At 72.9% G+C, this 25,940-nt stretch carries 25 protein-coding genes; 10 read left to right on the top strand and 15 right to left on the bottom strand.

Going from position 1 to position 25,940, the window contains the following annotated elements; genetic code table 11:
* Window positions 1-14: 14 nt before the first annotated feature.
* Window positions 15-956, top strand: a complete 942-nt coding sequence (locus tag ACWC9R_RS04155; RefSeq protein ID WP_450728842.1) for a hypothetical protein — start codon at window positions 15-17, stop codon at window positions 954-956.
* A 3-nt stretch (window positions 957-959) separates the two neighbouring features.
* Here the strand turns inward: ACWC9R_RS04155 and ACWC9R_RS04150 are convergent, their stop codons facing one another.
* The 6 genes from ACWC9R_RS04150 to ACWC9R_RS04125 form a co-directional block, all read right to left on the bottom strand.
* Window positions 960-1,565, bottom strand: a complete 606-nt coding sequence (locus ACWC9R_RS04150; protein WP_450728841.1) for a sigma-70 family RNA polymerase sigma factor — start codon at window positions 1,563-1,565, stop codon at window positions 960-962.
* A 187-nt stretch (window positions 1,566-1,752) separates the two neighbouring features.
* Window positions 1,753-2,526, bottom strand: a complete 774-nt coding sequence (locus ACWC9R_RS04145; RefSeq protein ID WP_450728840.1) for a LamG domain-containing protein — start codon at window positions 2,524-2,526, stop codon at window positions 1,753-1,755.
* Window positions 2,527-2,927: 401 nt separating this feature from the next.
* On the bottom strand, window positions 2,928-3,233 hold the full coding sequence (locus tag ACWC9R_RS04140) for a hypothetical protein (protein ID WP_450728839.1): 306 nt from the start codon (window positions 3,231-3,233) through the stop codon (window positions 2,928-2,930).
* 25 nt (window positions 3,234-3,258) lie between these two features.
* Window positions 3,259-3,582 carry a winged helix-turn-helix transcriptional regulator gene (locus ACWC9R_RS04135; RefSeq protein ID WP_450728838.1) on the bottom strand — a complete coding sequence of 108 codons (324 nt, stop codon included), beginning with the start codon at window positions 3,580-3,582 and terminating at the stop codon, window positions 3,259-3,261.
* 53 nt (window positions 3,583-3,635) lie between these two features.
* The gene (locus tag ACWC9R_RS04130) at window positions 3,636-4,394 is read right to left on the bottom strand and encodes an SDR family NAD(P)-dependent oxidoreductase (RefSeq protein WP_450728837.1); all 759 of its coding nucleotides are present in this window, start codon (window positions 4,392-4,394) and stop codon (window positions 3,636-3,638) included.
* Between the two features lie 154 nt (window positions 4,395-4,548).
* The gene (locus ACWC9R_RS04125; protein ID WP_450728836.1) at window positions 4,549-5,628 is read right to left on the bottom strand and encodes an alkene reductase; all 1,080 of its coding nucleotides are present in this window, start codon (window positions 5,626-5,628) and stop codon (window positions 4,549-4,551) included.
* Window positions 5,629-5,926: 298 nt separating this feature from the next.
* On the opposite strand from ACWC9R_RS04125, the gene ACWC9R_RS04120 reads away from it, so the two are divergent.
* Window positions 5,927-6,505: a MarR family winged helix-turn-helix transcriptional regulator gene (locus tag ACWC9R_RS04120; protein ID WP_450728835.1), complete on the top strand. Its 579-nt coding sequence runs from the start codon at window positions 5,927-5,929 to the stop codon at window positions 6,503-6,505.
* 31 nt (window positions 6,506-6,536) lie between these two features.
* Here the strand turns inward: ACWC9R_RS04120 and ACWC9R_RS04115 are convergent, their stop codons facing one another.
* Window positions 6,537-10,244: an nSTAND1 domain-containing NTPase gene (locus ACWC9R_RS04115; protein WP_450728834.1), complete on the bottom strand. Its 3,708-nt coding sequence runs from the start codon at window positions 10,242-10,244 to the stop codon at window positions 6,537-6,539.
* A 274-nt stretch (window positions 10,245-10,518) separates the two neighbouring features.
* On the opposite strand from ACWC9R_RS04115, the gene ACWC9R_RS04110 reads away from it, so the two are divergent.
* The 5 genes from ACWC9R_RS04110 to ACWC9R_RS04090 all read left to right on the top strand — a co-directional run bounded on the left by ACWC9R_RS04110 (window position 10,519) and on the right by ACWC9R_RS04090 (window position 13,460).
* On the top strand, window positions 10,519-10,935 hold the full coding sequence (locus ACWC9R_RS04110; RefSeq protein ID WP_450728833.1) for a peptidase inhibitor family I36 protein: 417 nt from the start codon (window positions 10,519-10,521) through the stop codon (window positions 10,933-10,935).
* 126 nt (window positions 10,936-11,061) lie between these two features.
* Complete coding sequence (locus ACWC9R_RS04105) at window positions 11,062-11,961, top strand: hypothetical protein (protein WP_450728832.1); 900 nt, start codon at window positions 11,062-11,064, stop codon at window positions 11,959-11,961.
* Between the two features lie 33 nt (window positions 11,962-11,994).
* On the top strand, window positions 11,995-12,369 hold the full coding sequence (locus tag ACWC9R_RS04100; protein ID WP_450728831.1) for a peptidase inhibitor family I36 protein: 375 nt from the start codon (window positions 11,995-11,997) through the stop codon (window positions 12,367-12,369).
* Between the two features lie 112 nt (window positions 12,370-12,481).
* Window positions 12,482-12,703: a hypothetical protein gene (locus ACWC9R_RS04095; protein ID WP_450728830.1), complete on the top strand. Its 222-nt coding sequence runs from the start codon at window positions 12,482-12,484 to the stop codon at window positions 12,701-12,703.
* A gap of 175 nt (window positions 12,704-12,878) precedes the next feature.
* Window positions 12,879-13,460 carry a hypothetical protein gene (locus tag ACWC9R_RS04090; RefSeq protein WP_450728829.1) on the top strand — a complete coding sequence of 194 codons (582 nt, stop codon included), beginning with the start codon at window positions 12,879-12,881 and terminating at the stop codon, window positions 13,458-13,460.
* Between the two features lie 64 nt (window positions 13,461-13,524).
* On the opposite strand, the gene ACWC9R_RS04085 is transcribed toward ACWC9R_RS04090, so the two are convergent.
* On the bottom strand, window positions 13,525-14,106 hold the full coding sequence (locus ACWC9R_RS04085) for a TetR/AcrR family transcriptional regulator (RefSeq protein WP_450728828.1): 582 nt from the start codon (window positions 14,104-14,106) through the stop codon (window positions 13,525-13,527).
* Window positions 14,107-14,349: 243 nt separating this feature from the next.
* Here ACWC9R_RS04085 and ACWC9R_RS04080 point away from each other — a divergent pair, with 243 nt between their 5' ends.
* Complete coding sequence (locus ACWC9R_RS04080) at window positions 14,350-15,930, top strand: MFS transporter (protein WP_450728827.1); 1,581 nt, start codon at window positions 14,350-14,352, stop codon at window positions 15,928-15,930.
* 157 nt (window positions 15,931-16,087) lie between these two features.
* Here ACWC9R_RS04080 and ACWC9R_RS04075 read toward each other — a convergent pair whose 3' ends face one another.
* Together ACWC9R_RS04075 and ACWC9R_RS04070 are read right to left on the bottom strand one after the other, a co-directional pair.
* Complete coding sequence (locus ACWC9R_RS04075) at window positions 16,088-16,792, bottom strand: TetR/AcrR family transcriptional regulator (protein ID WP_450728826.1); 705 nt, start codon at window positions 16,790-16,792, stop codon at window positions 16,088-16,090.
* Window positions 16,793-16,843: 51 nt separating this feature from the next.
* Window positions 16,844-18,073, bottom strand: coding sequence for an FAD-dependent monooxygenase (locus ACWC9R_RS04070; RefSeq protein ID WP_450728825.1), 1,230 nt, complete (start codon window positions 18,071-18,073; stop codon window positions 16,844-16,846).
* Between the two features lie 241 nt (window positions 18,074-18,314).
* Between ACWC9R_RS04070 and ACWC9R_RS04065 the strand changes: the two genes are divergently transcribed.
* Window positions 18,315-18,698, top strand: a complete 384-nt coding sequence (locus tag ACWC9R_RS04065; protein WP_450728824.1) for a winged helix-turn-helix transcriptional regulator — start codon at window positions 18,315-18,317, stop codon at window positions 18,696-18,698.
* Window positions 18,699-18,850: 152 nt separating this feature from the next.
* Here ACWC9R_RS04065 and ACWC9R_RS04060 read toward each other — a convergent pair whose 3' ends face one another.
* A complete protein-coding gene (locus ACWC9R_RS04060; protein WP_450728823.1) occupies window positions 18,851-20,290 on the bottom strand; it encodes a hypothetical protein in 1,440 nt (479 codons plus the stop codon).
* A gap of 334 nt (window positions 20,291-20,624) precedes the next feature.
* Entirely contained in the window at window positions 20,625-21,053 is a 429-nt protein-coding gene (locus tag ACWC9R_RS04055; protein ID WP_450728822.1) for a nuclear transport factor 2 family protein, read from the bottom strand.
* Between the two features lie 347 nt (window positions 21,054-21,400).
* Here ACWC9R_RS04055 and ACWC9R_RS04050 point away from each other — a divergent pair, with 347 nt between their 5' ends.
* Window positions 21,401-22,363, top strand: a complete 963-nt coding sequence (locus tag ACWC9R_RS04050; RefSeq protein ID WP_450728820.1) for an SCO2400 family protein — start codon at window positions 21,401-21,403, stop codon at window positions 22,361-22,363.
* A 245-nt stretch (window positions 22,364-22,608) separates the two neighbouring features.
* Here the strand turns inward: ACWC9R_RS04050 and ACWC9R_RS04045 are convergent, their stop codons facing one another.
* The 3 genes from ACWC9R_RS04045 to ACWC9R_RS04035 form a co-directional block, all read right to left on the bottom strand.
* Window positions 22,609-24,180 (bottom strand): protein kinase domain-containing protein, encoded by a 1,572-nt coding sequence (locus ACWC9R_RS04045; protein ID WP_450728819.1) that lies wholly within the window; start codon window positions 24,178-24,180, stop codon window positions 22,609-22,611.
* A 173-nt stretch (window positions 24,181-24,353) separates the two neighbouring features.
* Window positions 24,354-24,602 carry a ferredoxin gene (locus tag ACWC9R_RS04040; protein ID WP_450728817.1) on the bottom strand — a complete coding sequence of 83 codons (249 nt, stop codon included), beginning with the start codon at window positions 24,600-24,602 and terminating at the stop codon, window positions 24,354-24,356.
* Window positions 24,580-25,902, bottom strand: coding sequence for a cytochrome P450 (locus ACWC9R_RS04035; protein WP_450728815.1), 1,323 nt, complete (start codon window positions 25,900-25,902; stop codon window positions 24,580-24,582). The genes ACWC9R_RS04040 and ACWC9R_RS04035 overlap by 23 nt, the downstream gene beginning before the upstream one ends.
* Window positions 25,903-25,940: the final 38 nt, after the last annotated feature.

The raw sequence follows: 25,940 nt of genomic DNA, 5'->3' as shown, positions 1-25,940 counted from the left end.
CAAGGAGTCAGAAGATGATCTGGTACGTCCTGGCCGTGGTGCTGGGGCTGGCGCTGATCGGAGCGGTGGCCGCGCTGGTCGTCACCGAACGGCGGCCCCGCCCGCCGAAGCCCGCCACCGCCTCGGCCGCCGTCGTGGGGCGGGAGGCGCTGGACGTGGTCAACGCGGGCCTGCGCCGGCTGACCGGCGAGTGCCTGCGCAGCAGCCGGTCGCTGCCCGACCTGTACGCCGTCGTCTACTCCGAGAAGCGGCTCGGACTGCTGCTGGCCGGCGCGGAGGAGACCGCCCCCGCACCCTGGACCGCCGAGGCGGACGGCGAGCGCTGGACGATCTCGCCCGACGCCCTGCACCGCCCCGGCCCGGAGGGCGAACCGGCCCTCCCCTACGCGCTGACGGTGACGGTGGGACTGGACGGCGCCGACCGGGTGCTGGTCGACCTCTCCCGGGCGGCGGGGCCGGTCTCCGTGGCGGGACCGGACGAGGAGGTGCGCGGCCTGGCGCGGGCCGTCGTCACCGAGGCGCTCGCCGGCCCGGTGGGCGCTCTCGCCGAGGTCACCCTGATCGGGTCCCTGGCCGGAGACGGGCTCCTCGGCCCCGATGCGCCCCGGACCTCGCGGCTGCACACCGCGGCCAGCCTGGAGGAGGCGTTCGCCCGCGCGGCGTCGGCGGGCGCGGGGGAGCCGGAGTCCGGATCGTCCGAGGTCACCCAGATCTTCCGGCTGATCGAGGGCAGCAGCCGGATCGCCGTCCGGGGCGAGGCGCCGCACCTGTTCGTCGTGGACTCCTCACAACTCCCGCGGCGGGAGGGCGCGTTGGACGGCCTGCGGCGCGGGGACGCGCTCCTGGTGCTCGGCGACGCGCCCGCGGGGTGGCGCTGGCGGGCCGGTACGGGCGGATCGCTCGACACCGGGCCGCTCGGCCTGGAGATCACCCGGCACGCGGGACGTTTCGCCTGAGCCTCAGCCGGTGTCGCGGTCCTGTCCGCCCGCGCACAGCCCACGGCTGTACAGCGCCTCCCGCAGGGCGCGGGCGGCGTAGTGGGTCCGCGACTTCACCGTGCCCGGCGGCACCCCGAGGACCTTGGCCGTCTGGTTGACGCTGCGCCCCAGGTAGTACACGTGCAGCAGGACCTCGCGCTGCGGCGGCCGCAGGTCCCGCAGGGCGTCGAAGAGCACGTGGGAGGTGAGCATGTGGTCCACCCCGTCGGACACCGGCAGGTGGGCGAGTTCCGGGTCGCCGGCCTCCGGCGGTCTGGCCTGACGGGCCCGGTGACCGTCGATGACGAGGTTGCGCAGCACGGTGAACAGCCACGGCCGCGCCGAGTCCGCGGTCGGGTCGAACTCCCCGGCGTGGCGCCAGGCGCGGATCGCGACCTCCTGCAGAGCGTCCTCGGCACGGTGCCAGTCGCCCTCCAGCCGCCGCGCGGCGAACTGCAGCAACGCGGTGCCGTGGAACCGGTAGAGGGCTCTGAGGAACTCGTCGGGGCGGAGTTCCCCGGTGTGGGGCCGGAGTTCCTCGGTGTGGGGGCGGGGTATTCGGTCTTCGGTCGAAGCGCTGGCCGACAAGGCCCTTTCCTCTCCGGTCGTCTGTGGGGAGACGGTTCGGCCACCGCGGGAGAGCCGGCGGTCGCCGCCGCGAGCGGTCGTCCGCTGCGTACGGCGTGCCCGCCGGCATCCGGCGGCGGTGAACCCGCCCGGTACCGCCGTCGTGTCACCGGCCGGCGCCCCGTGGGGAGAGCGCCGAGGCCCGCGGTCAGTCCGGTTCGTGGGAGGAAAGCGCGCTGACCTGGTTGCCCGTCAGTTCCCGGTCGTAGACGTGCACATCGGCGATGTCGCCCTTCCAGTGGTCGACCGGCTTCCCGTCGAACTTGCCGCGTCCGACCACCACACCGCCGGCGGGCTTCACCTCACTGGCGGCCTCCCGGCTTCCGGCGAGCCGGCCGTCCACGTAGATCCGCATCCGGTGGTCCTTCTGGCGGTACGTGCCGGTGAGGTGGTACCAGCGGCCGGCCTGCGGCTTCCCGGCCTTCTCCGCGACGGTACGGGCACCGGTGAAGCTGAACGCGAAGTTCTCGTCCGGGCCGGCGTACTGGAGGAAGAACGTGCTGAACCGGTCGCCGTCCTCGGACAGGACGGTGTGGAAGCCGTTCATGTCCTCGGAGGTGAGCCGCACCCGTGCGGCGACCGAGTAGTCCTTGCCCGCGGTGTCGAGCCGGGACCCGGTGTCCGCGTACCCGCTGGTGCCGTCCAGCCGCAGGGCACCGCCCTCGGGGCCGTCGGTCCACTGTGTGCCCCCGCTGACGACGGCGTCCCGCTCCCCCACCTTCGCGGTGCCGGAGCGGTGCAGCGGCCACCACCCGACGCCCCGCAGCGACCCGGTGTCGGCGTCCTTGCCCGGCGCGGCCGCTTCCGTCCCGGCCTGCTCCTTCCCGGACTCCCCCTGGCCGCGCACCAGTTGGACGACGACGAAGGCCAACGCGACGGTCAGTACGGCGATCGCGGTGATGAGCGACCCTCTGCGCGTCATGAATCTCCCCGGAACGTACGGCATACATGTGTCACCGGTGACCACGTATCCGATCCGGAAGTGGTTCAACGTGCACCCAAAGTCTGACAGCCCGTGAGACCACGGCTGCGGCCGCCCCTGAATGTGCCACCGTGCACGGGAACATGCGCCGACCGGGCGGTATGGGTGGGTAAAAGCGGGTGATCGGGGCGGTGTCCGCAGGGGTCCGGTTCGTCGTCCGACGGCCGTTTATCCGGGCCGAGAGCGTCGCGGCGCGGCCTGAATTCCCGGTGGGCGGCGGCCAACGCCCGAATTTCCGTCCACCGGGACGGAGACCGGGCACCGCTGATCGAAACGCCCCAGCGTAGGCCCCGTTTCCGCACCGCGAGGCCGGTAATTCACTCGTCACCGAGAAGAGAGCGTCAGGCTTCGTCGCCGCGGTCTTCGATGCCGTGGAAGGCGAATATCGCCGCGCGCCGCACCGCCGTGGTGACAACCTCGTCGCGCGTGGCCGGCGCGAAGATATCGACCGTCTCCGTTTTCATCCGGCCGGATTCCTCCTCGAACGTGAAGGAATATCGCCCGCCTTCCCTCTGGCCCTGCATTCCCGACAAGGTGACGTCCGGCCGGTCCCCCTGACAGCACAACAGGAGCCCCTCACCTTCGAGTTCCTTGCGCAATTTCCTGAGGCAGTGCGGATCGAGAATGCGTATCGGGTATCCAGTCACCCTCTCTCGTCAGCCTGACGCCCCGTCACCCCGCCCGCCCTCTCCACCAGCCCGCGACCCGGTCGAGGGCGGGTGTCAGCGCGTGTCCGTCGGCGGTGAGGGTGTAGGCGACCGGGCCCGGTGGGAGGCGGGTGGGGGTGACGAGACCTCTGGTGACGAGGTCGTGCAGCCGGCTGCTGAGGACTCTGTCGCTGATGCCGGGCACCGCGCGGCGGAGTTCGCCGAAGCGGGCGGGGCGCTGGGCCAGGGTGTGAAGGATGATCCCGTTCCACTTCTGGCCCAGCACCTCGAACGCGCTGGTGAGGGCGGGGTCCGCGGACAACGGCTCCGCCGCATGAGGCCCGTCCATCTCCTCGCACTCCCTCCGCGCGCTTCCGTCCGCGCACTGTCCCCGGAGCGGCCTCAGGCGCGGATGCGGGCCAGTTCCCTGTGCAGGTCCTGCACGGTGCCGAGCTGGATGCTCTCGTCCTGGACGGCGGGGGCGAGGGCCACCGCCACGGCGGCCTCGCCCACCTGGTCGGCGGTGAGCCACGAGGGGTCGCCGTTCGGGCGGCTGCGGCTGAGGACCGGTCCGAGCAGGAGGTTGTTCACGCGGTGCTGTCCGCGCAGGTCGGCGCTCAGCGCCTCACGCATCATCAGCACGGCTGCCGCGTGCATGCTGATGACACCCGCCTGCGGGTAGGGCTCGCGGGCGGCGAACCCGGTGATGAGGGTGTAGCTTCCGGCAGCGGCGAGCCCGGGTACGAAGGCACGGGCCACGGCGAGATGGGCCGTGGTGGTCTCCACGAAGTGCCGCTGCCAGTCGGCCTCGCTGACCTGCCACAGGGCCTTCCCCCTCCACCATCCGCCGATGGAGGGCACGACGTGGTCGACGCGCCCGTGGTCGGCGGCGATCCGGTCCGCCAGCTCCGTCGCCTCGGCGAAGGTGCCGTATCCCGCGTGGAGCGGGACGAGGCGCTCGCCCAGCCGGGGGCCGGTCAACTCGGCCAGCTTTTCCAGACGTTCCCGGCTGCGGCCGGGCACGACGACGGTGGCGCCGGCGTCGAGGAAGGCGCGCACGAGGCCTTCGCCGACGTTGCCGGTGCCACCGGGAACGACGACGACCTTGCCGTCGAGCGGGGCGTCCTGCCGCGGTGCGGGGGAGAGGGGGTTACTGCTCACGGGGGTTCCTCCTGGCACGGGTGGTGTGGGGGCGCGGGGGCGGGAGCGGAGGGGCGCCGGCGGGCGGGCCCGGTGGGGTGGCCGGGCCCGCCCGTGCGCCGCGCCCGGGGCCGGCCGGGACACGGCGGACCCGGCCGGCCGCGGGTGACCCCGGTCAGGCGGGCAGGGCCGGGTAGTCGGTGTAGCCGCGCTCGTCGCCGCCGTAGAAGGTGCTGCGGTCGGGCTCGTTGTAGGGGCCGCCGGACGCGAGGCGGCGGGGCAGGTCGGGGTTGGCGAGGAACAGCGCTCCGAAGGCGAGCATGTCCGCGGAGCCGTTCTCGATCAGGCCGAGGGAGTCGTGGCCGGTCGGCTCGGGGTGCGTGAACGGGTTGAGGACGAACGTGCCGGGCCAGTCCTTGCGCAGGCGCGCGGTCAGGCCCTGGTCGGGACCTTCGAGCACGTGCAGGTAGGCCAGGTCGAGCGGGGCGAGAGCGGCCAGCAGGCCCGTGTAGGTCTCCTCCCGGTCCGCCGGGTCGTTCTCGGCGATGTCGTTGAAGGGGGTTCCGGGGGAGATCCGGAGGCCGGTCCGGTGCGCGCCGATCGCCTCCGCGACGGCCTTGGTGACCTCGACGGCGAAGCGCGCCCGGCCCGCGGCGTCGCCGCCCCAGGCGTCGGTGCGCTGATTGGCGTTGGGGGCGAGGAACTGGTGGATCAGGTAGCCGTTCGCCCCGTGCAGCTCCACCCCGTCGAAGCCGGCGGCGATCGCGTTGCGCGCCGCCTCGGCGAATTCGGCGATCGTCCGCACGATCTCGTCGTGCGTCAGCTCCTTCGGCGTGACGAAGTCCTGGGGACCCTGGTGGGTGTAGACCTGCCCCTTGGCGGCGACGGCGGACGGGCCCACCGGGATCAGGCCGTCGGGCAGCAGGCCGGGGTGGCCGATACGGCCGGTGTGCATCAGCTGCGCGAAGATCACCCCGCCCTCGCGGTGGACCGCGTCGGTCACCTGGCGCCAGGCGGCGACCTGCTCGGCGGAGTGCAGGCCGGGGGTGTCGGGGTAGCCCTGGCCGACCACCGACGGCTGGACACCCTCGGTGATGACCAGACCGGCACCGGCCCGCTGGGCGTAGTAGGTGGCCATCAGTTCCGTCGCACCGGCACCCGGCCCGTAGGCACGGCTGCGGGTCATCGGCGCCATCGCGATGCGGTTGGCCAGACGCTTGCCGCCCAGCTCGATCGGGTCGAACGCGGTCGTCATGATCACTCCTTCGGTAGGGGCGGGAGGCGCCCGGACGGGCGGCGCTCCCTCGGCCTGCGTTCCTCAGCAAACCATTGCCTGTCCGAACAAGTAAAACTCGCCAACGTCTTCCCCGACCCCGGCGTGAACCACGTCACCCGCCGCCCCGCCCGCCCGGAAACCCCTCGTTGACGTGCGGCAACTACCCGCTGAACACAAGGGCACCCTGGTGCCGGACGGGTCGCTATCCTGACTGCATCCGGCGAGCTGTGAGCCGGATTACTGTCCGGCAAAGGTCAGCCGGGAAAGGACGCATGTGATGAGCCGGACAAGCAATCGGGACACACCGCCGAGCCAGCCGCAGAAGACGACGCCGCCCAGCGCCTCGGTACCGGTGCCCGCTGCCGCCCAGGCGGGGCCGGTCAGCCACGCGATCTTCCGCGTGGCCCGCCTGCACCGCATGATCGCCGGACAGCTCCTGCGTCCCCTCGGCCTCCACCTCGGCCAGGAGCTGGTCATGATGCACCTGTGGGAACTCGGCCCCCAGCGGCAGACCGACCTCGTGCGCCTGGTCGACTCCGACGCCGCCACCATGACCCGCAGCATCAAGCGCCTGGAGAACGCCGGCTTCGTCCGCCGCCGCCCCTCCCCCGACGACAAGCGCGTCGTCATCATCGAACCGACCGCCGCCAGCCAGGCGCTGCGCCGCGAGGTCGAACGCATCTGGGCCGAACTCGAAGGCGCCTCGACCGGCGACCTCACCCCCGGCCAGCAGGCCGAAACGCTGCACGCCCTGCAGCGCATCGAGGACAACCTCGCCCGCACGGCAGCACGCACTCCCCCGGCCGAGGCCCCCGTACCGGCCGCGGACGCCGACGCCGGCCCGGCGACGGACTGAGGGCCTCGGCGGAGCGCGGCGGCCCGCCGCCTCAGCAGGTGCGGCGGTAGTCGACGCCGGGCAGGAAGGAACGCCATTCCGACGGGGAGAGGCCCCCGTTGGCGCGGTGGCAGAGGGTGCGGACGGCGCGGCCCGCGGCGGTGGTGTGGGTCTGCACGGGGGTGCGACGGCCGACGGTGCGCAGGGCCTCGCCGTCCCGGGTGAAGGCCAGGGCGAGGACCGGGTCCCCGGGGACGGTGGGCAGCGGCCCACCCAGGGGCTGGTGAGAGGCCGCGTCCCACAGGCGTACGGTGCCGCGGTCCCCGGCGGTGGCGAGGGTCCCGCCGTCGGCGGAGAAGGCCAGCGCGGTCACCGCTTCCGGGTCGCCGTCCGCCGTCCCGCCGCCGGTGGCGGGCAGCTGGCCGAGCTGGCGCCGGGCCCGCCCGTCCCAGAGCGTGACCCGCCCCGCCGCGTCCCCGGCGGCCAGGAAACGGCCGTCGGGACTGAAGGCGGCGGCGGTGGTGCCCTCACCTGTGAGGAGGCGCGGCAGCATCCGGCGGGTACGCAGGTCGACGAGGCGGGCGGGGCTCGCTCCCCCGGTGACGACCAGATGGCGGCCGTCGGGATGTGCCGCCAGCAGATTCCCGAAGGTCTGGCGCACGGTGCGCACGGTGCGCCTGCGCGGGTTCCAGACCCTGATGCAGGCACATACCCGAGTGTCACCGGCCAGCACGGAGTCGCCGTTCACGGAGAACAGGCCGGTGGTGACCCAGGACGTGGCGCCACCTTGCACGACGCGCGGGACCCGGAGCCGGCGGTGCGCACGTACGTCCCACAGATACAGGCGGCCACCCGTGTTGAGCGGGGCTCCGTAGACGAGGCGGCGGCCGTCGGGGCGGAAGGCGAGGAAGGGTCTGTCGGCACACCGCCGTGCACAGCGCACCGGGGGCGGCGCGGCGGAGAGACTGCCGTCACGGGTGTTCAGCAACCGGACACGGGTGTCGTCTCCGGTCCGGTGGGCAGTGGCCAGCCGCCTGACGTCAGGGCTGAACCGTGCCGCCTGAAGGGGCTCCGTGTCCCGCCCCCGGGGGACGGGATGGGCGAGGGAGAGGGTGCGGATCACGCCCCCTCCCACATACCGGAGCACGTGGTGCTCGGCGTCGATCCGCAGTTGCTGTACCTCCTCGTGGGAGATCGGGTACCGCAGGACCGGGGAGTCGGGCCTGCTGGTGCGCCATACGAGGATCTCGTCGGCGTCCCGGCCGGCCAGCAGGGTGCCGTCACCGCTCAACACGGCATCGGTCAGGCCCGGGTGCTTGATCCGCCACTGCGTGCGTCCCGTCGCGAGGTTGCGTACCCGTGCTCCCCGCTCGTCCTCCAGGAACAGCAGGCCCCGCCCGTCCGGGGTGAACAGCACGGACTCCGAGGTGCAGGGCCGGTGCCGTAGGGCACGGGGCAGCGACACGGGCCGCTTCGTGGCCACCGCCCACACCGTCAGGGGAATCCGCGGCGAACAGACCGCCACAGAGCGGTCGTCGGGGCTCACCACGCGGGAGAGCATCCCCTCGTCCTGCCGCGGCAACGTGTGCTGGAAGAGGAGACGCCGGTGCCACCAGTCCCACAACTCGACGGTGTCCTCCGCGTACAGCAGGGTCCGCCCGGAATCGCCGAACACCGGGGGGCCGAGGGGTCCCGGCGGGAGACGGACCTCCCGGCCGGCTCTGCCGTACACGCGCCGGTCACTGTCACCGTCCGACGCCGCCACCGCCCCGCCACGACGCGTGGCCGTATCCAGCAACATCGCCCCGCGCCTGACGGGCAGGGCCGATAGCTCCTGGTGCGTGGCGACGTCCCAGCGGCGCACGAGGCGCCCGTCCTCGGGCTGATGCAGCAGCGTCCGTCCGTCACCGCTGAGGATCACCACGGACGGGTCGGCCCCCTCGGGCAGCGCCATGACGTCCCGCTCCCGCTGGGCCAGCGCCCCCAGCACCGCACCACGCGTCTCGGGGGTGTCGGCGAGCCGCCAGGCGGCGACGCTCAGGCGCATGGCGCGTAACGGGTCGGAGGAGCGGAGGCCGGTGGCGACGGAGGCGATACGGCGCGCTTCGGCCTGGGTGTGCTGCCGGTCGCTGTCGCGGCGCTGCTGCCAGTTGACGAGGCCGGCCACCAGGGCCACCACACACAGGACGGCGAGGGCCACCTTCAGGTGGAACGACCGGCTCGCGGCGCGGGCGGCGTGGGCGCGCTCGGCCGCCCGCGCCGCGATACCCGCGTCGAGGAAGGCCCGCTCCAGGGGGTTGAGCGCGCCGCCCTCCGCGGAGTCGAAGGCCTCCTCGGCGCGCGTCAGCCGGGTGCCGCGGTAGAGGGCTCCGGGGTCGCGGTCGAGTTCCTGCCAGGCGGTGGCGTCGTGGGTCAGCCGCCGGTGCAGACGCAGCCGTTCGCGGTCCTCGTCGATCCAGGTGTGCAGCCGCGGCCAGCCGGTGAGCAGCGCCTCGTGCGCGAGGGAGACGGTCTCGTCGTCCAGGGTGAGCAGCCGGGCGCGGGCCAGCTGGTCGAGGACCATGGCGCTGTCGGCGCCCGCGGCGGTGCCCTCGGTCGCGAACTCGGCGCGCGGGGCGGGGCGGTGGGTGTCCTCGGTGCCGCTGCCGGGGGCGACCAGGCGCAGCAGGAGGTGGCGGGCGAGGCCGGCCTGGGTGGGGGTGAGCCGGTGGTAGGCGTCCTCGGCGGTACGGGCGAGGGCGCCGCGCAGGCCGCCGGCCGCCTCGTAGGCCGGGAGGGTCAGCGCGCGTCCCCGGCGGCGGCGCCAGGTCTCCATCAGGGCGTGGGACATCAGCGGCAGCGCACCGGGTTCGTCCTCGACCTCCTCGACGATGCGGGCGGTCAGCTCCCGCTCGACGATCAGGCCGTGGGCGGCCGCCGGCCGGACGATCGCCGCCCTGAGCTGTTCGCCGCCCATGGGGCCGACGAGCAGCGTGGCGTCCTTCAGCGCCGCGGCCAGGGCGCCGTGTTCGGCGCAGCGGGCGAAGAAGTCGGCGCGTACGGCCAGGATCACGCGCAGCCGGCTGTCCTCGTCGCAGGCGGTCAGCAACTTCCGGAGGAAGGCGGCCCGTTCCGCACGGTCGGTGCAGAGGGTGAACAGCTCCTCCCACTGGTCGACCAGCAGCCAGGTGTCCCCCGGGCCGGCGGCCGGCTCCAGGCGTGCGCCGTGCGCGAGGGGGTGCGGGCCGGGCGTCAGAATCCGGACCGCGGCCGGCACCCGGTCCGCCCCGTCGGCCGGGTCGCGCAGCCGGGGGACCAGACCGGCGCGCAGCAACGAGGACTTGCCGCTGCCGGAGGCCCCCACCAGGGCGCTGACGCGGTGCCGTCCGGCCAGCTCCACCAGTTGACCGACCAGCTCCTCGCGGCCGAAGAACAGCTCCGCGTCGCCCGGCTCGAACCGTGCGAGCCCGCGGTAGGGCGGGTCGGTGTTCTCGTCCTCGGGGCGCGGGATGCGCGCCAGTTCCCGCCCGGCCTCCTCCCAGCGGCGCCGCCAGTCGTCGGGGTCGCCGTCGCAGACCCGTACGTAGGCCAGGAGCACCGGCAGGGTCGGCAGCCGTTCACCGGCCGCGGCCTGCGACAGCGTGGCCGCCGAATAGCCGGCCCGCCGGGCCATCGCCCGGTAGGCGGGCGCACCGGCCTCGTCCCGGAGCTTGCGCAGCTCGTAGGCGAGGCGCGGCAGGGGCCCCTCCTGCGGATCGATCGGATTCTCCGGACGCCCCATGCGCCTCTTCCTCCCCCAACTTCCCCCGTTGTCCCCGGTGCACGATAAACACCAGGTCAGCGGGCCGCAACGCCGTGTGACCGGCGAGCGGGCGGGCCCGAAGCGGCCTCGGCGAATTGATTAGCGCAGCTCAGAGGGGGTGCTAAACAACTCCGCCGCGGGTGAACTCGATCTCGTCGGACCGCGCTTCCCCCGCTTCGGGGCAGCGCGGAGCGACCTGACAGTCCACCTGAGATCACGCCTTCCACGTGATCACTGATCAAAGGAACAGCTCATGCGTATCCGTCACATCGCCATCGCGGGCACCGCCGCCGCGGCGCTCACCCTCGGTGTCGCACTGCCGGCCTTCGCCGGCGACACCCAGCCGTCCGCCGGGCGGTCCCACACGGTGGCCGCCCAGGACGCCTCTGACGCCGCGGCGTTCAGGGCCAAGAAGAAGGTCAAGGTCTGGCAGGACGCGAGCTTCCGGAACCGGAACACGACCTTCACCCACAACATGCGGAACCTGGCGCACGACGGCTGGAACGACACCATCAGCTCCGCCAAGAACCAGGGCAACCGCAAGGTCACGTTCCACCAGAAGGCCAAGTACATGGGCGCCAGCTTCTCCCTGGCACCGGGCCGGAGCGAGGCCCACTTCGGCGACCACTACAACATGCACGACGCCACAAGCTCCATCAGCTTCGGCTGACAGCGGGTGCCGTCGGCAACGCACTGCTGACGGGCGGGGTGCGGCACACGGGGGCCGCACCCCGCCCTGCCCCTGCCCCTGCCCCCCACTCCACGCGCACCGCGCGCTGCACGACGAGAGGCCACCATGCCGCCCTCCCGCGCCCGGACCACCACCGCGCTCGCCCTGCTGCTCCTGACCACCACCGCCTGCACGGCCGCCGCGCACGAACCCGCGCCCGCCCCGCACTCCCTGCCGGTGTCCCGGCAGGCCAGGGAGCTCCGTCTTCCCCTGGACGCCTACGCCTCGACCAACGCCGAGACCCACCTCGTGGAAGACGCGCAGGACATCCTCATGCGCCGGTGCATGAAGGACCGGGGCATGGAGTGGAAGACCCTGCCCCGGGTGGACGCCCAGGACACCGAGCCGCCGAACCTCCGACGATACGGAGCCGACGAGGCAGCGGCCGTCCGCTACGGGTACCACCCGAGCCCCCACCCACCGTCGGTGATACGGCGCAACCGTGCCTGGGACACCCGCGAGGCCCTCCCGGCCGAGGTGCAGCGCGCGGCCTACGGCGCCTCCGGCCAGGGCGGCTGCCTCAAGACCGCCCAGCGCCAACTCGTCGGCGACATCCCGCCACTCGACTTCCACGCCTTCAACCAGCTCACCGGCACCGCCCTGGAAACCTCCCGGCGCACCCCGCAGGTACGCGAGGCCCTGCGCCGGTGGCGCACCTGCATGGCGAAGGCCGGCTCCGACTACCCGGACCCCTACACCGCCGCCGGCGACAAGCGCTGGGAGACGTCCGAACCCACCCCGGCCGAACGCGCCACCGCCCGCGCCGACGTCGCCTGCCAGAAGTCGACCAAGCTGGTGAAGGTGTGGTCAGCGGCCGAAACCCGCGTCCAACACCGCCTGATCCGGGCCAACGCCGACCGCCTGCACCAGGCGAAAACCCGCAAGGACCGCTGGCTGACAGCCGCCCGCCGCGTCCTGAACCACACGGACGGCACGAACCACCAGCACCGCGCATCCGCCCGATAACCAGCCATCCAGCCAATGCCCAAAGGAGTCCTCATGCGTATCGCTCACCTGGCCGCCCTCGGCGCCGCCGCAGCCGCCCTCACCCTCACCTCCGCACTGCCGGCCTCCGCCAACGGCCCCGCAGCTGCCGCGGGCCCGCTCAAGACCGACCGGGCGAAGGTCAAGGTCTTCGCGGAGCCCAGGTTCCACGGCAGGTACACGGTCTTCACCCGCAGCGTGCCCAATCTGCCGGCCCAGGGCATCGATGGCATCGGCTCCGCCAGGAACACCGGCAAGCGCACCGTCACCTTCTACGAGCGCATCCACTACACCGGCGCCAGGTTCTCCCTGAAACCGGGCGAGTCGGAGTCCCACTTCGGCGACCACCACGGCATGTTCGACCGGACAGGCTCCCTCCACTTCCGCTGACAGCGGGTTCCGTTCAGCAACACCTGCTGACGGACAGGCGCGCGGGGTGCGGCTACGGGGGGCCGCACCCCGCGGTGGGGCCTACGCTCAAGGTCCCGCAACAGGAGTGCCCTTGCTTCACGAGATCGACGACCTGCGCCGGGAACGACAGCGGGTGGAGGCCCGGCCCTCTCCCGCGGAGGCACCACCGGTGCTCTCCGTATGCGAGGCAGCCACATCGGTCGACCCGCGCGACTACATCCGCTGGCTTCTGCACACGGCCGGCGCCGAAGAGGTCTCAGGCCCCTCTCTGGCGGACGCGTCGGAATGGGTGCGGGAAGTCCCAGGACGGTGAGGGGCTATCAACAAACCACTCGGTAGTGCGGCGCACCACCGCCCGTCCCAGTCCTGCCCGGGCCCTCGATGTCGCGCCATGAGGAGGGCGGCCAACCCCCGGGACTGTCGCCCCTGTTGAATGCCGCTGCCGGCAACGGCGGTCAGCATCGACGCGACGAGACGGAACACGGTCCATGACACTCGCCTTCACCCGCCACTCCTACGAGACGCGCTATGAGCTGCGTCCCCGAGGTTCCGCCCCCGTGCATGTGCGCCGTGGTGTCCCCGAGGGCTGGTCCCTGCCCGAGGGGTGCAAGCCGCGCTTCGCCCTCTCCTCCGATCCTGAGGGCGCCTCGCCGCTCGCCGTCGTCGTCAGGAAGAACAGCGGGCGCCTCGCCGTGCTCACCCCGGACCACGAGCAGCTGGCCGAACTGCAGCTGCCACCGCGGCAGAAGAAATGGTGGCGGCCCCTGTACGAGATCCACCTGCCGGACGGCACTGTGCTGCACGGGCGGGAAGGGACCGTGCCGTCTCTGCTCCTGTGGCTGGTGCAGATGCCGTTCTACCTCCTGTACCTGGTTGCCCTGGTGTTCTCCGACTCCCCGCCCCCGGACGCCTCCACCGCCCCGTTGCGGACGGCCTGGAAGCGGCCGGGGCAGTTCTTCGGGCGGGTGGCCCTGACCGAGTCCGCGCGCGGCCGGTTCCGGGTCCGGGGCGACAGGCTCGACCACCGGGTGGCGTACGCACAGGCGGTGGCGAAGTACTGGAAGCGGTGACCATCGCGCCAATCCGGCAGCCCGTCGGCCCGCCAGGCTCTGCCTTTGGCCCGCCGCGGAGCGATCACCCCCGTACCCCCGCCAACAGCACCTCCACCAGGGCGTCGTAGTCCATCGGGGGCTGGGCCGGGAAGCGGCCGGACTCCTCGGCGGCGAGCCAGCCCAGGACGGCGGTGGCGAAGACGTACCAGCGCTGGTGGGCGCGTTCGGGGGACAGGCCGCCGAGGGTGAAGGCGGTGACCACGCCGTGTTCGATGGCGTCGTGGCCCGCCGCCCGGTGGCCGCCGGTCAAGGCGCGGGCGGCGAAGCCGGGCACCGCCTGGAACTCGCGGCGGATGGCGTGGGCGAGTTCGGCCAGCCAGTCGTGCCAGTCGTCCGCCGTGGGCTCGCGGCGGGGCACGATGCGCCGGCTCAGCTCGGCGCTGACCAGATCGAGCAGTTCCTCCCGGCCGCCGACCCAGCGGTAGAGCGCGGAGGTCGCCACTCCCAGGCGGCGCGCGACGGCCTGCATCGTGAGCTGCTCCTGATCCATCGCCAGCGCCGCCGCGACGATGGCGTCCCGGCCGATCACCGCGGGGCGACCGGGACGGGGCGAGCGGGCGGCGGGCCTGCGGCCGGGGGTGGGCGCGGGCGTGGGAGCGGGCATGGCCCTCAGCCTAATGAGACGTCTCGGACTGGTTAGTGAAACCGTTTCACAAATGAGTTAGGTTAACCTAACCTGAGCTTAGCTGAGTTGTTGCGGGCTCGGTGCTGTCGGGAGCTCCGGCGCATGCCCCTGACGTACCTCGCCGCGCCTTCAACACCCTTCTCGCGCCGCTCCGTTACCTATCGCTCCGCTTCCGTGCCGTTCCGTTCCGTGCCGTTCCCTCCCACTCCGGAAGGTGCCGCCATGCCCGCACGACAGCCCACCCCCACACGTCAGTCCGCACCTGCCGGGACATCCCGACCGGCGCGGTTATCCCGGCCGACGCGGTTATCCCGGCCCGCACAGCCACCCCGGCCCGTCCATGACGGCCTGCTGCTCACGCTGGCCTGCCTGGTGGTGTTCCTGGTGATCCTCGACGCGACGATCGTCTCGGTCGCCCTGCCCGCCCTCCGCGCCGACCTGGGCCTCGGGCCCACCACGCTGCCCTGGGTCGTCAACGCCTACACCCTCGCCTTCGCCGGCTTCCTGCTGCTCGGCGGTCGCTGCGGCGACCTGTACGGGCGGCGGCGCACCCTGCTGGCCGGCATCGCGCTGTTCACCGTGGCCAGCGGGGTCGGCGGTCTCGCCACGGACGCCGGTCCGCTGCTCGCCGCACGCGCCGTGCAAGGCCTGGGCGGGGCACTGCTGATGCCCACCACCCTGTCCGTGATCACCCAGACCTATCCGGAGGGGGCCCGGAGGGCCAGGGCCCTGGCGGTGTGGAGTGCGGTGGGCGCGGTGGGCGCGGCTGCCGGCACCGTGCTGGGCGGAATACTCACCCAACTCCTCGACTGGCGCTGGGTGTTCCTGATCAACCTGCCGTTCGGCGCGGTCGTCGCCGCCACCGCCTGGCGCGTCCTGTTCGACGTACGGGCAGAAAAAAGCGGTGCGGGAGAGGCGCGCGAGGGCGACGGGACGGGGCGGCGGGCGCGGCTCGATCTGCCGGGGGCGGCACTGGTGACCCTCGGGCTGGCCGCCGCGCTGTACGGGCTGATGGAGTCGGCCACGTACGGCTGGGCGGCGGCCCGCGTCTGGGGCCCCGTCGCCGCCGGATGCGCCGCGCTCGTCCTCTTCGCCGTGCATCAGGCGCGCTGGGCCGAACAGCCCCTCGTCCCGCCGTCGGTGGTCCGCAGGCGGCCGGTCCGGGTCGCCAACGCCACCATGTTCCTGCTCGGCCTGGCCTTCTTGGCCAGCCCGGTTCTCCTCTCCCTGCATCTGCAGAACGTGCACCACTACAGTCCCCTTCGCGCGGGCCTGGGCTTTCTGCCGGTCGCCGTCGCGCTGATGGTCTCCGGTCTGCTGACCGGGCGGCTGATCCCCCGGTTCGGCGCCCGCGCCGTCGCCGTCGGCGGACTGACGCTGGCCGCCGTCGGCTTCGGCCTGCTGGCGCTGACGCTCGGCGGGCACGGCCCGTACGTCCTGACGGCCGGCCTGCCGGGCGTCGTCTTCGGGCTCGGCATCGGCGCGTCCATCACCCCCGTCACGGCCTGTGCCACCAGCGGGGTCCCACCGGCCCTCGCCGGCCTCGCCGCGGGCATCCTGAACACCACCCGCCAGGTCAGCGGTGCCATCGGGCTCGCCGCCCTGAGCACCCTGGCCGCCGCCGGAACGGCCACGTACGCACGGTCGCACCCGGCGGCGGGCGGCGCGACGGGCGCCGACGCCCTCGCCCACGGCGATGCACTGGCCTTCGCCGTCGCGGCCTGCTGCGCACTGGCAGCGGCACTGATGGCGACCCGACTGCCCCGCCCCGGAACTGAGCAGCGCGGCCCTTCAGAGGGGTGAGGCGCGAGCGGGCGGGTGGTCCCTCTTCCCGACCTGGCCGCTCGCATGCCCAGCCCGCCGCCCGGACCTCCCGGCGCGCCTCCCGTTCCCCGTTCTCGGCTCGCCGCGACCGACCGGGTACGTACCGCCTCCCCTACTCCGTTACTCCATTACTCCATTACTCCGTGGCGATCGTGGCCAGGACGAGTTCGCGGCGGTGGCCGAGGAGGCGGAGGCCCTCGTCGGCGGTGGCCCGGAGGTCGGACGGGGTGGCTTCCTCCGGGCCGAGCAGGGCGGTGACCGAGGCGGCCATGACGGCGTCGGGGGTGTCGACGGTGATGCTGCCCAGGGTGTGGGCACGGGTGGCGTTCTGCACGAAGCCCGTCATGAGCGCCTGGAGGGCATAGGCCTGTTCGTCCAGGGGCCAGTCGGCGCGGGCCAGGCGGTGCTGACGCCACACCGGCAGGACCGTGTACATCAGCGCCGCCGGGCCCAGCTGGTGGATGAGTTCGGTGCTGCGCGGGTGCTGGGTGAGGACGCCCAGCAGGTCGGCGTCGCCGGTCTGCAGGGCGCGTACGAAGGGACGCTCCAGGCCGTTGCGGGCGAGCTGCGGGCACAGCCGGTGGGGCCGCGCGGCGTCGGGGTCGGCGGTCAGCGCGTCGATGGTGCCGTCGACGACGGCCAGGAACTCCCGGGCGAACAGGCCGACCAGCAGGTCTTCCTTGGTGCCCCAGTACAGGTAGACCGTGCCCTTGCCGACGTGCGCCTTCTCGGCGATCTCCGCCACGGTCACGCCCTTGACCCCCCGCTTGAGCACCAGTTCCCGTGCGACGGTGAGAATCCGGGCGGCCTTGGCGGAGTCCTGTTCGACGAGTGCTGCCATGGTCACTTCCTTGCCTGAGCGGAGCTGGACCCGCAGACGCGGGTCCCGCCATCATGCTCGGGCGATGTCCCTCTCCTTGAAGCGGGCCGTTTTGCCCCTCGCCTGAAGACGGCGGATCACACGGGAGGTCGCCGGCGTCCGCATCCCCCTCGTCATCACCCTGCGGAAGGCGAGCTGGAGGCGGTTGGCCGGGACGAAGAACCGGCGCTGCTGGGCCCCGTTGTGCTGGTAGTGCTCCACATAGGGCCGCAGCGCGTGCTCCCATTCGGCCAGGGCACGCCCGACATGGCCGGGGTGGCGGTCCAGCATGGTGCCGAGCAGGTCCGCCCCGGCGATCCCGGCCGACGCGCCCATGCCGGCGTAGAGCGTCACGCACCAGGCCGCGTCACCGAGGAGCACCACCCGGCCGCGGTGCCAGCGGTCCATGTGGACCTGCTCGACCGAGTCGAAGAGCAGGTCGTCGGCGGTCTCCAGGGCTTCGAGTGCCTCCCCCAGGGTCCGGCCGGTAGGCCCGTGGCCGAATGCCGCGCGCACCCGCTCGGCCGGTGACCCGCTGAACTCCGCGTCCACGTCGTCGGTCCGGTAGCTGAGCAGCACGCTCGGCGGATGGTCGGCGAACGGGAAGATCCACATCGAGCGGTCGGGCTCCAGCAGGATGGCGCCGTCGTCCGGGGAGACGCCGCTGACGGGACCGTTCAACTGGTAGGCGGCCACGATGTAGTTCAGCCGGCGCAGATAGTTCTCGTGCGGGCCGAACGCGAGTTGCCGCACGGTGGAGCGGAGCCCGTCCGCGCCGACGACCAGGTCGAAGCGTTCGGTGGCCGAGGTACCGGCCGCGGTGTCGGCCAGGGTGACGTCCACACCGTCGGCGTCCTGCCGGATATGGGTGGGCACGGTGGCGTAGCGGATGTCGAGGTCTGCCGGCAGCTGGTCGAAACCGGCCTGTTCGATGTCGCCGCGCAGCATCATCCACGGCTTGCCCGGCAGGTCCGCGTAGCCGAGCCCGAGGCGCCGGTTGCCGACGCGGTCGATGGTGAAGTTGGCGCCGTCGCGGGGCGTGCGGTCGTTCAGTCCGTCCAGGATGCCCAGACGCCGGGCGGCCGAACGGCCCGCCCCGAACAGGGCGATGAAGTATCCGCCGGACCGCCGGGAGGCGGCCTTCTCGACGATGACCGGGTCCCAGCCGGCCTGCCGCAACCGCAGAGCGGCGGCGATCCCACTGATCCCGAGCCCGACCACCAGGGCACGACGGCCCTGACCACTGTCCTTCGTGATGTCCATGGCTTCAGCGTAAGACCAGACTGACCAGAATCGTCATTTGGTCAGTGCGTGAACTGCGTCACCATGGGGCGAGGGCAAGATGCCGGCGGGCGACCACGCCACCCCGACACGGCCACGGACTCAGCCCCGCCGCGCACCCCACCTTCACGCCACTTTCCTAGATATAGTGATTTCCGATAGGAAAGTAGCTCCGGGAAAGCGGCCTCGCCGTGCTCAGGGGCCAGTGAGGAGAGGAGGAGCCGTGTCCGAATCCGTGGATCAGGTGTGCCCGATCAACCCGGTGATCGACCTGGTCTTCAGCCGCTGGACCACGCCGATCCTGTGGGTGCTGGAACACCACGGACGGCTGCGCTTCAACGAGCTGCAGCGGCACCTGCCGACCATCACCCCCAAGGTCCTCACCCAGCGCCTGCGCCAGCTCGAACGCGACGGCCTGGTCATCCGCACGTACCACGCGGAAATCCCCCCGCGGGTCGAGTACGAGATCAGCGACCTGGGCCGCACCCTGACCCCCCTCTTCGCCGCCATCACGGACTGGTCCGAGGCACACCTCCCAGCCGTGGACGCCGCCCGCCACGCCTACGACACCGCCCGCGAGGAAGAGGAAACCTGGGCCCAGGGCTGAGCGACCCCGGCTCCCGCCACCCGGCCGGGGCATGCGGAAGCCCCAGGCCGGTCGGCCTGGGGCTGCGGTGACCTGACCCGGCTGCCGGCCGGTCGCGGTACGGCGAACTACCCCTGCACGCCGGCTGTCGACGGCCGCCGAGGCCGGGGGCCTCAGCCCGCGTCCGTGCCGGGCGACGGCGGGGGTTCGTGCATCGTGGAGAAGTACGTCAGGGCGCCTCCGGCGACGAGACCGCCGAAGCCGGTCACCCAACGCCAGAAGCCGGGGATGTCCCAGGTCAGCAGCGCACCGCAGGCGATGAGCAAGGCGGCGGACGTCAGCGCCGCGCGGGGCACGTAGAGCAGCCAGGCGGAGCGTGGGTCCCAGAGCCGGAGAGCACGCGGAACCCCTCCCTGGGTCACACCGGCCTTGTCCACGGCGATGCCCTCGTCGGCCAGCAGTCTCGCGTCATCCACCTTGAGCATGCCGTGCCGCACCCAGCCGTCGTCGGAGATCAGCGCCGCGGGGGTGCTCTTCGGGGAGAGGGACTTGCCGCCGGTTCCGCGCCGGGCGTCCCAACAGAGCCAGAGATGCCGGCCGTTCAGGGAGTCGGGAAGTTCCTCCTCCGTGACGTTGACGAGGAAATGTGCGGTCCGGGACGACGCCGTGACCATCTTCAGGCACCGCTCCTTGGCCGCGTCCCTCCGCCAGAAGTCGGGCCCCAGGCACTTCGCCCGTACGGCCTGGTCGGCCTTGCCCAGCCGGGTGAAGGAACGGAAGCCGCACTGGTTGGACACGGCACCCAGGGTGATCCCCATACCGACGGCCCAGGCACCGAGCAGGAGCCAGACCATTTCGGCCGGCAGGACGTCTCCTCGCAGTGCGTCACCAAGACGGCGCTCGTCTCCCGCGATGGCACCCAACTGGGGCCGCGCCGGGGCATAGAGCACGGGAGCCCGGTCCCCGCGGCCCAGACGCTCGTGAGAGGTGGGGTGCACGGTTGCCGTCACCGGCGCGCCGTCCGCCCCTCGGCCGAGCCGGACGACGGCGGTCGCGGTGTAGTAGTCCGTGCCCTTGCTCCACTCATGGAGCTGGACGTCGCTGACCTTCTCGATGGGTACCTTCGCGAACTCCGCACCGGCGTCGTGAATCCGCTGCATCCGCTCCGGCCGCTGGGGCGAGCCCCCCACGAGGGCGACCAGGCTCACCACCACCGTGGTGGCACCGACGCCCCACCCGAGGAAACGCCACTGCATTCCCCGTCGTGAGGGCAGCGTCAGGGGCATCGCCGCCGTTCCCGGCGCGTACGCCCCGTCCTCCCCGCCGTCGTTTCCCAGGAGTTCGGCGGCGGCAACCGTGTGGAACGACCGCCGACCGCCCGCCACACGCTGACACAGGGCGATGGCCACGAGGCAGCACAGCGCGGCCCCCAGGGCGACGAGGACTCCCCTCTGCCGCAACACCGGGTCCGGGCAGAAGAGCCAGACCGGGAGTACGGCCACGGCGGCCGCCACCGCCAGCACGGCGAACCATGCCCCGACTCTGCGGGGCGCGGCACTCGCGCGACGGTGGGCGGCGGCATCGGCCACCGCCTCCTCACCAGAAGACCTCACGGATCTCGCGGACCTCGTGACTCGCGGTTTCCTGCCGACCCCGGGTCCCTCGCTGTGCATCCGAACGGCCTTCCTTCGCGCTTGTCGACGTCCCCCAGCCGTCCTCACCGTCGTTCGCCGCGTTGCCGCCGACGATCGGCACGACGGTCCTTACGCGGTGTCCGCGTCCGCTTCGTGGTGCTCGGGGTGTGCGTGCCCCTCAGATCCTCCGTGATCCGAGGCATGCCCTTGTCAAAGCCCCCCGGGGCCGCACTGCCCACACCACACCCCCGCCATTCCGCACCACGCCCCGCACCGCCGGTGACGGTACGGGGCGTCGCTCGGGGGTGGGCCGTCAGAGGTTGTCGCCCCAGCCGCCCTGGATCATGGTCTGGAACGCCCACGTGCCGTTGCTCCTGATCAGGATGTCGGCGTAGCGCAGCTGCCGGCTCCGGCCGTCCATGGTCATGGTCGAGTCGGAGAAGACCACGGCCAGGGCGGGCGAGAGGAAGACGGGCGTGCGGGTGGACTCGAAGGTGATGTCCTCGCTGCCTTCGCCCATCACCTGCGTCATCGTCGCGAGGTACTGCTCGCGGTCCCACTGCGCCGAGCGGCCGTTGCCGGCCGCGTCGTCACTCACCAGGTTGAGGGGGAACACCGCCAGGTCGGCCATGTTCGGGACGTTGCGCTGCCCGCTCTGGGCGTCGTACTCCGCGAACCAGGCGTCCAGGCTCGCGCGGTCCTCTTCGGTCGGGACGTATCCGGCATCCGGCAGGAAGGTCACACAGACTCCTCACGGGTTCCTCGACTGGTCTTGACGGGCGGGCCGACGGCCGGCCGCCCGAGAAGCCAGTCATCAAATTTGACTACACGAGGAAGGTACAGCCGCGAGCGGCACTAGTCAAGCTTGATTAGAGAGAGGAGTGAGCTTTCGGTCCGGCGCGCGTCGTGACATGTCCGGAGTGCGGGTGGGGGCGAGGGGGAATCTGCACGGAAGCGTCACACGGCCTTCGCGTGGCCCTCGGTGGGTGTCGTTAGCGTTACTGCCCGCTCGATCCCGCATGCGAACTGGATCAGCTCGATCAGATCGCCGGCGTCCCTGGCGGCGCAGCCAGCACAGAAAGATCGCTGATGGACTACTGCTCATCGTGCCGCCGCAGCCTCAACGGGGCGCTCGTCTGTCCGGGATGTGGCGATTACGCGCCGGACATCGCCCCGCCTTCGCACCGTCGGCAGAGCGCGATGGCCGCCGCCGCGGCATGGGAGTCCTGGCCGTCGGAGGAGGCCCCGGCCGCGGCCCCCGTGGCGGAGTCCCGGCAGGACCGGTACCAGGAGCGGAGTGCCGATGCCGCGCTGCTCGGCGGCGGAGCCTCCGGAGCCACGCGGGCGGAGACCACGGATGCCGCGATGGGCTCGGTGGGCGCGATGGGCGCGGTTGACGGTGTCGACGGCGGCGTCGACGGCGGTGCCGCGGCCACCGGGCAGGGCCGGGCGGCTCGGCGGCGGCAGCTGGCGCGGTGGAAGAAGCACCGGCGCCGGGCCGCGGCCGCTACCGCCTTCGCCCTCGTCGGCGGCGGTCTGACCGTCAGCATGCTCCAGAACAAGCCCGCCTCCAACGGCACCCACGCGGCCTCGATGCCCGAGCCGGAGAGCGTGTCCACGCCCCGGACGGAGCCCGCCGCCTCGTCGTCGGACCGGTCGGACGAGCAGGCCTCACGGCACCCCGGCGCCCGCCCGTCACTCCCGTCCGGCCGGCACGCGCGCCCCACCACGGCCTCTACGCCACCCGCCACGGCGGACCGGCAGCCGCAGTCCGCCCCGTCCCACACCGCGGAGGCCCCGAGCGCGACCGCGCCCGCCGCCTCCGCGCCGGAGCGGAAGGCGCACCCCGCGCACACCGATGCCGCGGCTCCCGCGACCAGCGCACCCGCTGCCACCGGCGGTTCCGACGGCTCGGGCAGCTCCGGCGGCTCCGGCTCGGACACCTCCCCGGGGCAGACCGCGCCGTCCAGCCCGAGCACACCGACCGCGCCGGAGGCCGGGTCGTCCTCGCCGGTGCATGTGTGTCTGCTGGGAGTTGTGTGCGTGGGCTGATGCGGATGCGGGCGCATCAGTGACGTGCCTGGATAGTCCCTGAAGTGTCCGGGGAGCCCGTACCGGCGAGCCCGTGCCCGCGAGCACCTGCCGGCGAGTCCGTACCGGCGTGCCCCTGCCGGCGTGACCGTGCCCGCGAGCCCCAACCGGCCTGCCCCTGAGTCACCTCGCCCGCGCGTCGGCGGAGAGTTGGCGCTCAAGGGGCTGTGCCCATGCGCTTCACTGCCGGCACCAGGCCGCCTCGGCTACCTGGCCGAGCGGCTCCTGCGGCCGGCCGCGGCCCGTGCGGCGGCCGGGGCGACAGGGGCGGAAGGGGCGGCCGGGGGTGCGGCGGCTCCGGGGTGCTCCGTGCCGAGTGGTCCGGCATGAGGGGCCGGTGACGGGGGCCGGGTGCGGGTCTTGAGGACCTGGGCTCCGATGGTGAGGGTGACGGCGAGGAGCAGGACGTAGAAGACGCCGATCTTGCGGAGGTCGTCGAGGAAGAACCAGACCGACGCCAGGGACGTGAACCAGAAGGCGACGAGCGCGAAGCCGCCCGTGTGCTCGTCCTTGTAGCCGGCGGCGAGGCAGAGTGCGCCGACGACGCCCAGGACCAGGGCGATGATGACGTAGTGGGTTTCCCAGCCGATGTTGGCGCGGGCCAGCTCGGACCACACCGCCACGGCCTCCGCCACCGGGCCCCAGGCCACCGCGCAGGCGAGCCGCGCCGACCACAGCAGCAGGAACGATCCGGCGACGGCGGCGAGCAGCGCGACCCGGGAGAACTGACCGACCTCGATCATGTCGGTCCGGGATATCACCAGGGAGAGCAGACAGCCGAGCAGGGCGACCGCGCCTTCGGCCGTGGGCCGGAACACCACCCGGGCCGGCCGCCGTCGGGCCCGCCGCGCCGCCGGGGCGCTCCCGGCGGGAACGGGCGGGGCGACCGCCGGGGCGGGGGCGGCGGACGCGGGGTCGAGTGCGGTCGGGGTGGGGGTGGGGACGTGCGGAGCCGGTGCGGAGCGGGGCGCGGCGGCGAGTGCGGACCGCATCGTGGCGGCGTCCGCGAAGCGGTCCTCCCGGCGCTTGCCCAGCGCGCGGGCGATCACCGCGTCCAGGGCGGGCGGGAGTTCCGGGCGCAGCTGGGAGGGCGGCACCGGTTCCGCGGCCAGATGCTGGTGCATGACGGAGAACGGTGAGTCCCCGGTGTACGGGGGACGCCCGGTCAGCAGCTCGTAGAGGAGACAGCCCACCGCGTACAGGTCGGTGCGGTGGTCGGTGTCGCTGCCGTTGATCTGCTCGGGAGCGAGGTAGGCGGGGGTGCCGACCGCCACGCCCGTGCCGGTCAGCCGGGTGGCCACCTCGCTCAGCGCCTTGGCGATGCCGAAGTCGACGACCTTGACCGCGCCGGACGCGGTGAGCATGACGTTCGCGGGCTTGATGTCCCGGTGCACGATGGCGTGCCCATGGCTGTGTTCCAGCGCCGCCAGTACCTGGCCGGTGACGTCGACGGCCTGCGGTACGGGCAGCGGGCCGTCCCGCAGCACCTGGCTGAGGGTCCGGCCCGCCACGTACTCCATGACCAGATAGGGCTCGGCCGCGCCGCTGCCGGCGTCCTCACCGACGTCGTGGACGGTGGCCACTCCGGGGTGGTTGAGCGCGGCGGCGGCATGCGCCTCCCGCTGGAAGCGGGTGAGGAACTCGGGCTGCATCGCCAGTTCGGCGGAGAGGGTCTTGACGGCGACGGTACGGCGCAGCCGGTGGTCGACGGCCCGGTGGACCGCCCCCATGCCGCCCTGCCCGAGCTGCTCCACCAGCTCGTACCGCTGCCCCAACATCCTGTGTTCCACCGGGTTCCTCCAGGGACCGACATGCCAACAAGCCGGAAGACGTGCGGGAGAGCGGTCGGGTTCCCTGTCCCGGGCAGGGAGGCGGGGATGGCCGGGGGTGGGTCAGGCGGAGCCAGGCCGGGTGGCGGCCGAGTGGCCGGCCGGGGCGGGTCGCCTGCCGGCTACGGGTCGGAGGGCTGGTCGGCAGGGGCCGAACTGCCCGCTCCCGCTTGGTCGGTGACAGTTACGGTGACGGCAGCGGCCGGGCAGAGTCCGGCGGCCAGCCGGGCCATGGCACGCAGCCCGGGTGGCGGCGCGTCGGTGCGGAGCAGCACCAGGCCGTCCTCGGCGTCCTGGTCGAACACCTCGGGGGCGGTCAGGGCGCACATCCCGGCGCCGATACAGCGGTCACGGTCGATGCTCAGCCGCACCGGACTCCTCCTTGTCCACGTGTCCCAGGTGACGGGTGTCCCAGGTGACGGGGAGGCGATGCACCCCGTAGATGTTCATGGCGTCGCGCAGCGGTACGTCCTCGGGCGGGACGGCCAGCCGCAGCGTCGGGAAACGGCGGAACAGCGCCGGGAAGGCGACCCGCATCTCGACCCGCGCCAGTTGCTGCCCCAGGCACTGGTGGGCGCCGTGGCCGAAGGCCAGATGGCCGGTCGCCTTACGGTGCAGATCGAGGGTGTCGGGGTCGGGGAACTTCAGCGGGTCGCGGTTGGCGGCCGCCACCGAGAGGGTGACGGTCTCGCCCGCCTTGATCAGCCGGCCGTCCAGCTCGACGTCCTCCAGGGCGGCCCGCATCCCGGTGTGGGCGATGCTCAGATAGCGGAGCAGTTCCTCGACGGCCTGGTCGGCGAGGCCGGGGTCGCCAACCAGGGCGGCGGCCTGCTCGGGGTGGCTCAGCAGGGCGAACGTGCCGAGCCCGAGCATGTTCGCGGTGGTGTCGAGGCCGGCGGCCAGCAGGAAGCTGCCGATACCGCCGAGTTCGCCATCGGTGAGTTCACTGGTGGTCAGGTCGCTGAGCAGGTCGTCGGTGGGGCCGGCCCGCTTGGCCACCACCAGTGCGCGGACGAACTCCGCGAGGGTGGTCAGGGCGGCGATCTGTTCCGCCATCCCGGCGTCCGGGCTGCTCAGCACCGCGGTGTGCTCCTGGAAGCGCGCACGCTCGTGCTCGGGCACACCGAGCAGTTCGCAGATCATCAGGGCCGGCACGGGGTGGGCGAAGGCCCGCACCAGGTCGACGACCGGTCCCTGGCGCTCCATGGCGTCGAGGTGATCGGTGGCGATCTCCTCGACGCGGGTGGTGAGTTGGCGCATCCGGCGGACGGTGAACTTGCCGGCCAGCAGCTTCCGGTAGCGGGTGTGCTCCGGGGCGTCGATACCGGTGAGGTCGCCGAGGGGCGCCGGGGGCAGCGCGCCGGTGGGGCCGCCCGGGAGGGGGTAGCGCATCAGCTCGTACCGGGAGCTGAAGCGGGGGTCGGCGGCGATCGCCCGGACCACGGCGTGCCCGGTGGCCAGCCAGCCCACGTGCCCGTCGGGGTAGCGCATCCGGCGCAGCGGCTGCTGCTCGCGCAGTTCCGCCAGCCCGGCGGGCGGGTCGAAGGGCCGGCCCGCGGCGTGGACCAGCGGGGGCAGCGTCACGGGCTCGGGCTGCGCCGCTGCTTCCTGAACGGCCCGCTCGGCGGGGGGTTCGGCTGTTTCGGCGGGTGCGGACGGTTCGTGCTGCATGGGGTCCTCCGGTGCGGGTGGATACGGATACGGCGGAG

Source organism: Streptomyces sp. NPDC001219, assembly GCF_053597915.1.
The sequence above is the reverse complement of the archived record's forward strand: the minus strand, read 5'-3'. Positions and strand labels throughout refer to the sequence as shown.

Bases quoted from the DNA above. Each gene is read 5' to 3' on its own strand.
- ACWC9R_RS04075 (WP_450728826.1), bottom strand. From the start codon at position 16,792: ATGGCAGCACTCGTCGAACAGGACTCCGCCAAGGCCGCCCGGATTCTC.
- ACWC9R_RS04035 (WP_450728815.1), bottom strand. From the start codon at position 25,902: ATGCAGCACGAACCGTCCGCACCCGCCGAAACAGCCGAACCCCCCGCC.
- ACWC9R_RS04045 (WP_450728819.1), bottom strand. From the start codon at position 24,180: ATGTTGGGGCAGCGGTACGAGCTGGTGGAGCAGCTCGGGCAGGGCGGC.
- ACWC9R_RS04105 (WP_450728832.1), top strand. From the start codon at position 11,062: ATGCCGCCCTCCCGCGCCCGGACCACCACCGCGCTCGCCCTGCTGCTC.
- ACWC9R_RS04155 (WP_450728842.1), top strand. From the start codon at position 15: ATGATCTGGTACGTCCTGGCCGTGGTGCTGGGGCTGGCGCTGATCGGA.
- ACWC9R_RS04115 (WP_450728834.1), bottom strand. From the start codon at position 10,244: ATGGGGCGTCCGGAGAATCCGATCGATCCGCAGGAGGGGCCCCTGCCG.
- ACWC9R_RS04145 (WP_450728840.1), bottom strand. From the start codon at position 2,526: ATGACGCGCAGAGGGTCGCTCATCACCGCGATCGCCGTACTGACCGTC.
- ACWC9R_RS04085 (WP_450728828.1), bottom strand. From the start codon at position 14,106: ATGCCCGCTCCCACGCCCGCGCCCACCCCCGGCCGCAGGCCCGCCGCC.
- ACWC9R_RS04110 (WP_450728833.1), top strand. From the start codon at position 10,519: ATGCGTATCCGTCACATCGCCATCGCGGGCACCGCCGCCGCGGCGCTC.
- ACWC9R_RS04135 (WP_450728838.1), bottom strand. From the start codon at position 3,582: ATGGACGGGCCTCATGCGGCGGAGCCGTTGTCCGCGGACCCCGCCCTC.
- ACWC9R_RS04100 (WP_450728831.1), top strand. From the start codon at position 11,995: ATGCGTATCGCTCACCTGGCCGCCCTCGGCGCCGCCGCAGCCGCCCTC.
- ACWC9R_RS04050 (WP_450728820.1), top strand. From the start codon at position 21,401: ATGGACTACTGCTCATCGTGCCGCCGCAGCCTCAACGGGGCGCTCGTC.
- ACWC9R_RS04125 (WP_450728836.1), bottom strand. From the start codon at position 5,628: ATGACGACCGCGTTCGACCCGATCGAGCTGGGCGGCAAGCGTCTGGCC.
- ACWC9R_RS04120 (WP_450728835.1), top strand. From the start codon at position 5,927: ATGAGCCGGACAAGCAATCGGGACACACCGCCGAGCCAGCCGCAGAAG.
- ACWC9R_RS04070 (WP_450728825.1), bottom strand. From the start codon at position 18,073: ATGGACATCACGAAGGACAGTGGTCAGGGCCGTCGTGCCCTGGTGGTC.
- ACWC9R_RS04080 (WP_450728827.1), top strand. From the start codon at position 14,350: ATGCCCGCACGACAGCCCACCCCCACACGTCAGTCCGCACCTGCCGGG.
- ACWC9R_RS04090 (WP_450728829.1), top strand. From the start codon at position 12,879: ATGACACTCGCCTTCACCCGCCACTCCTACGAGACGCGCTATGAGCTG.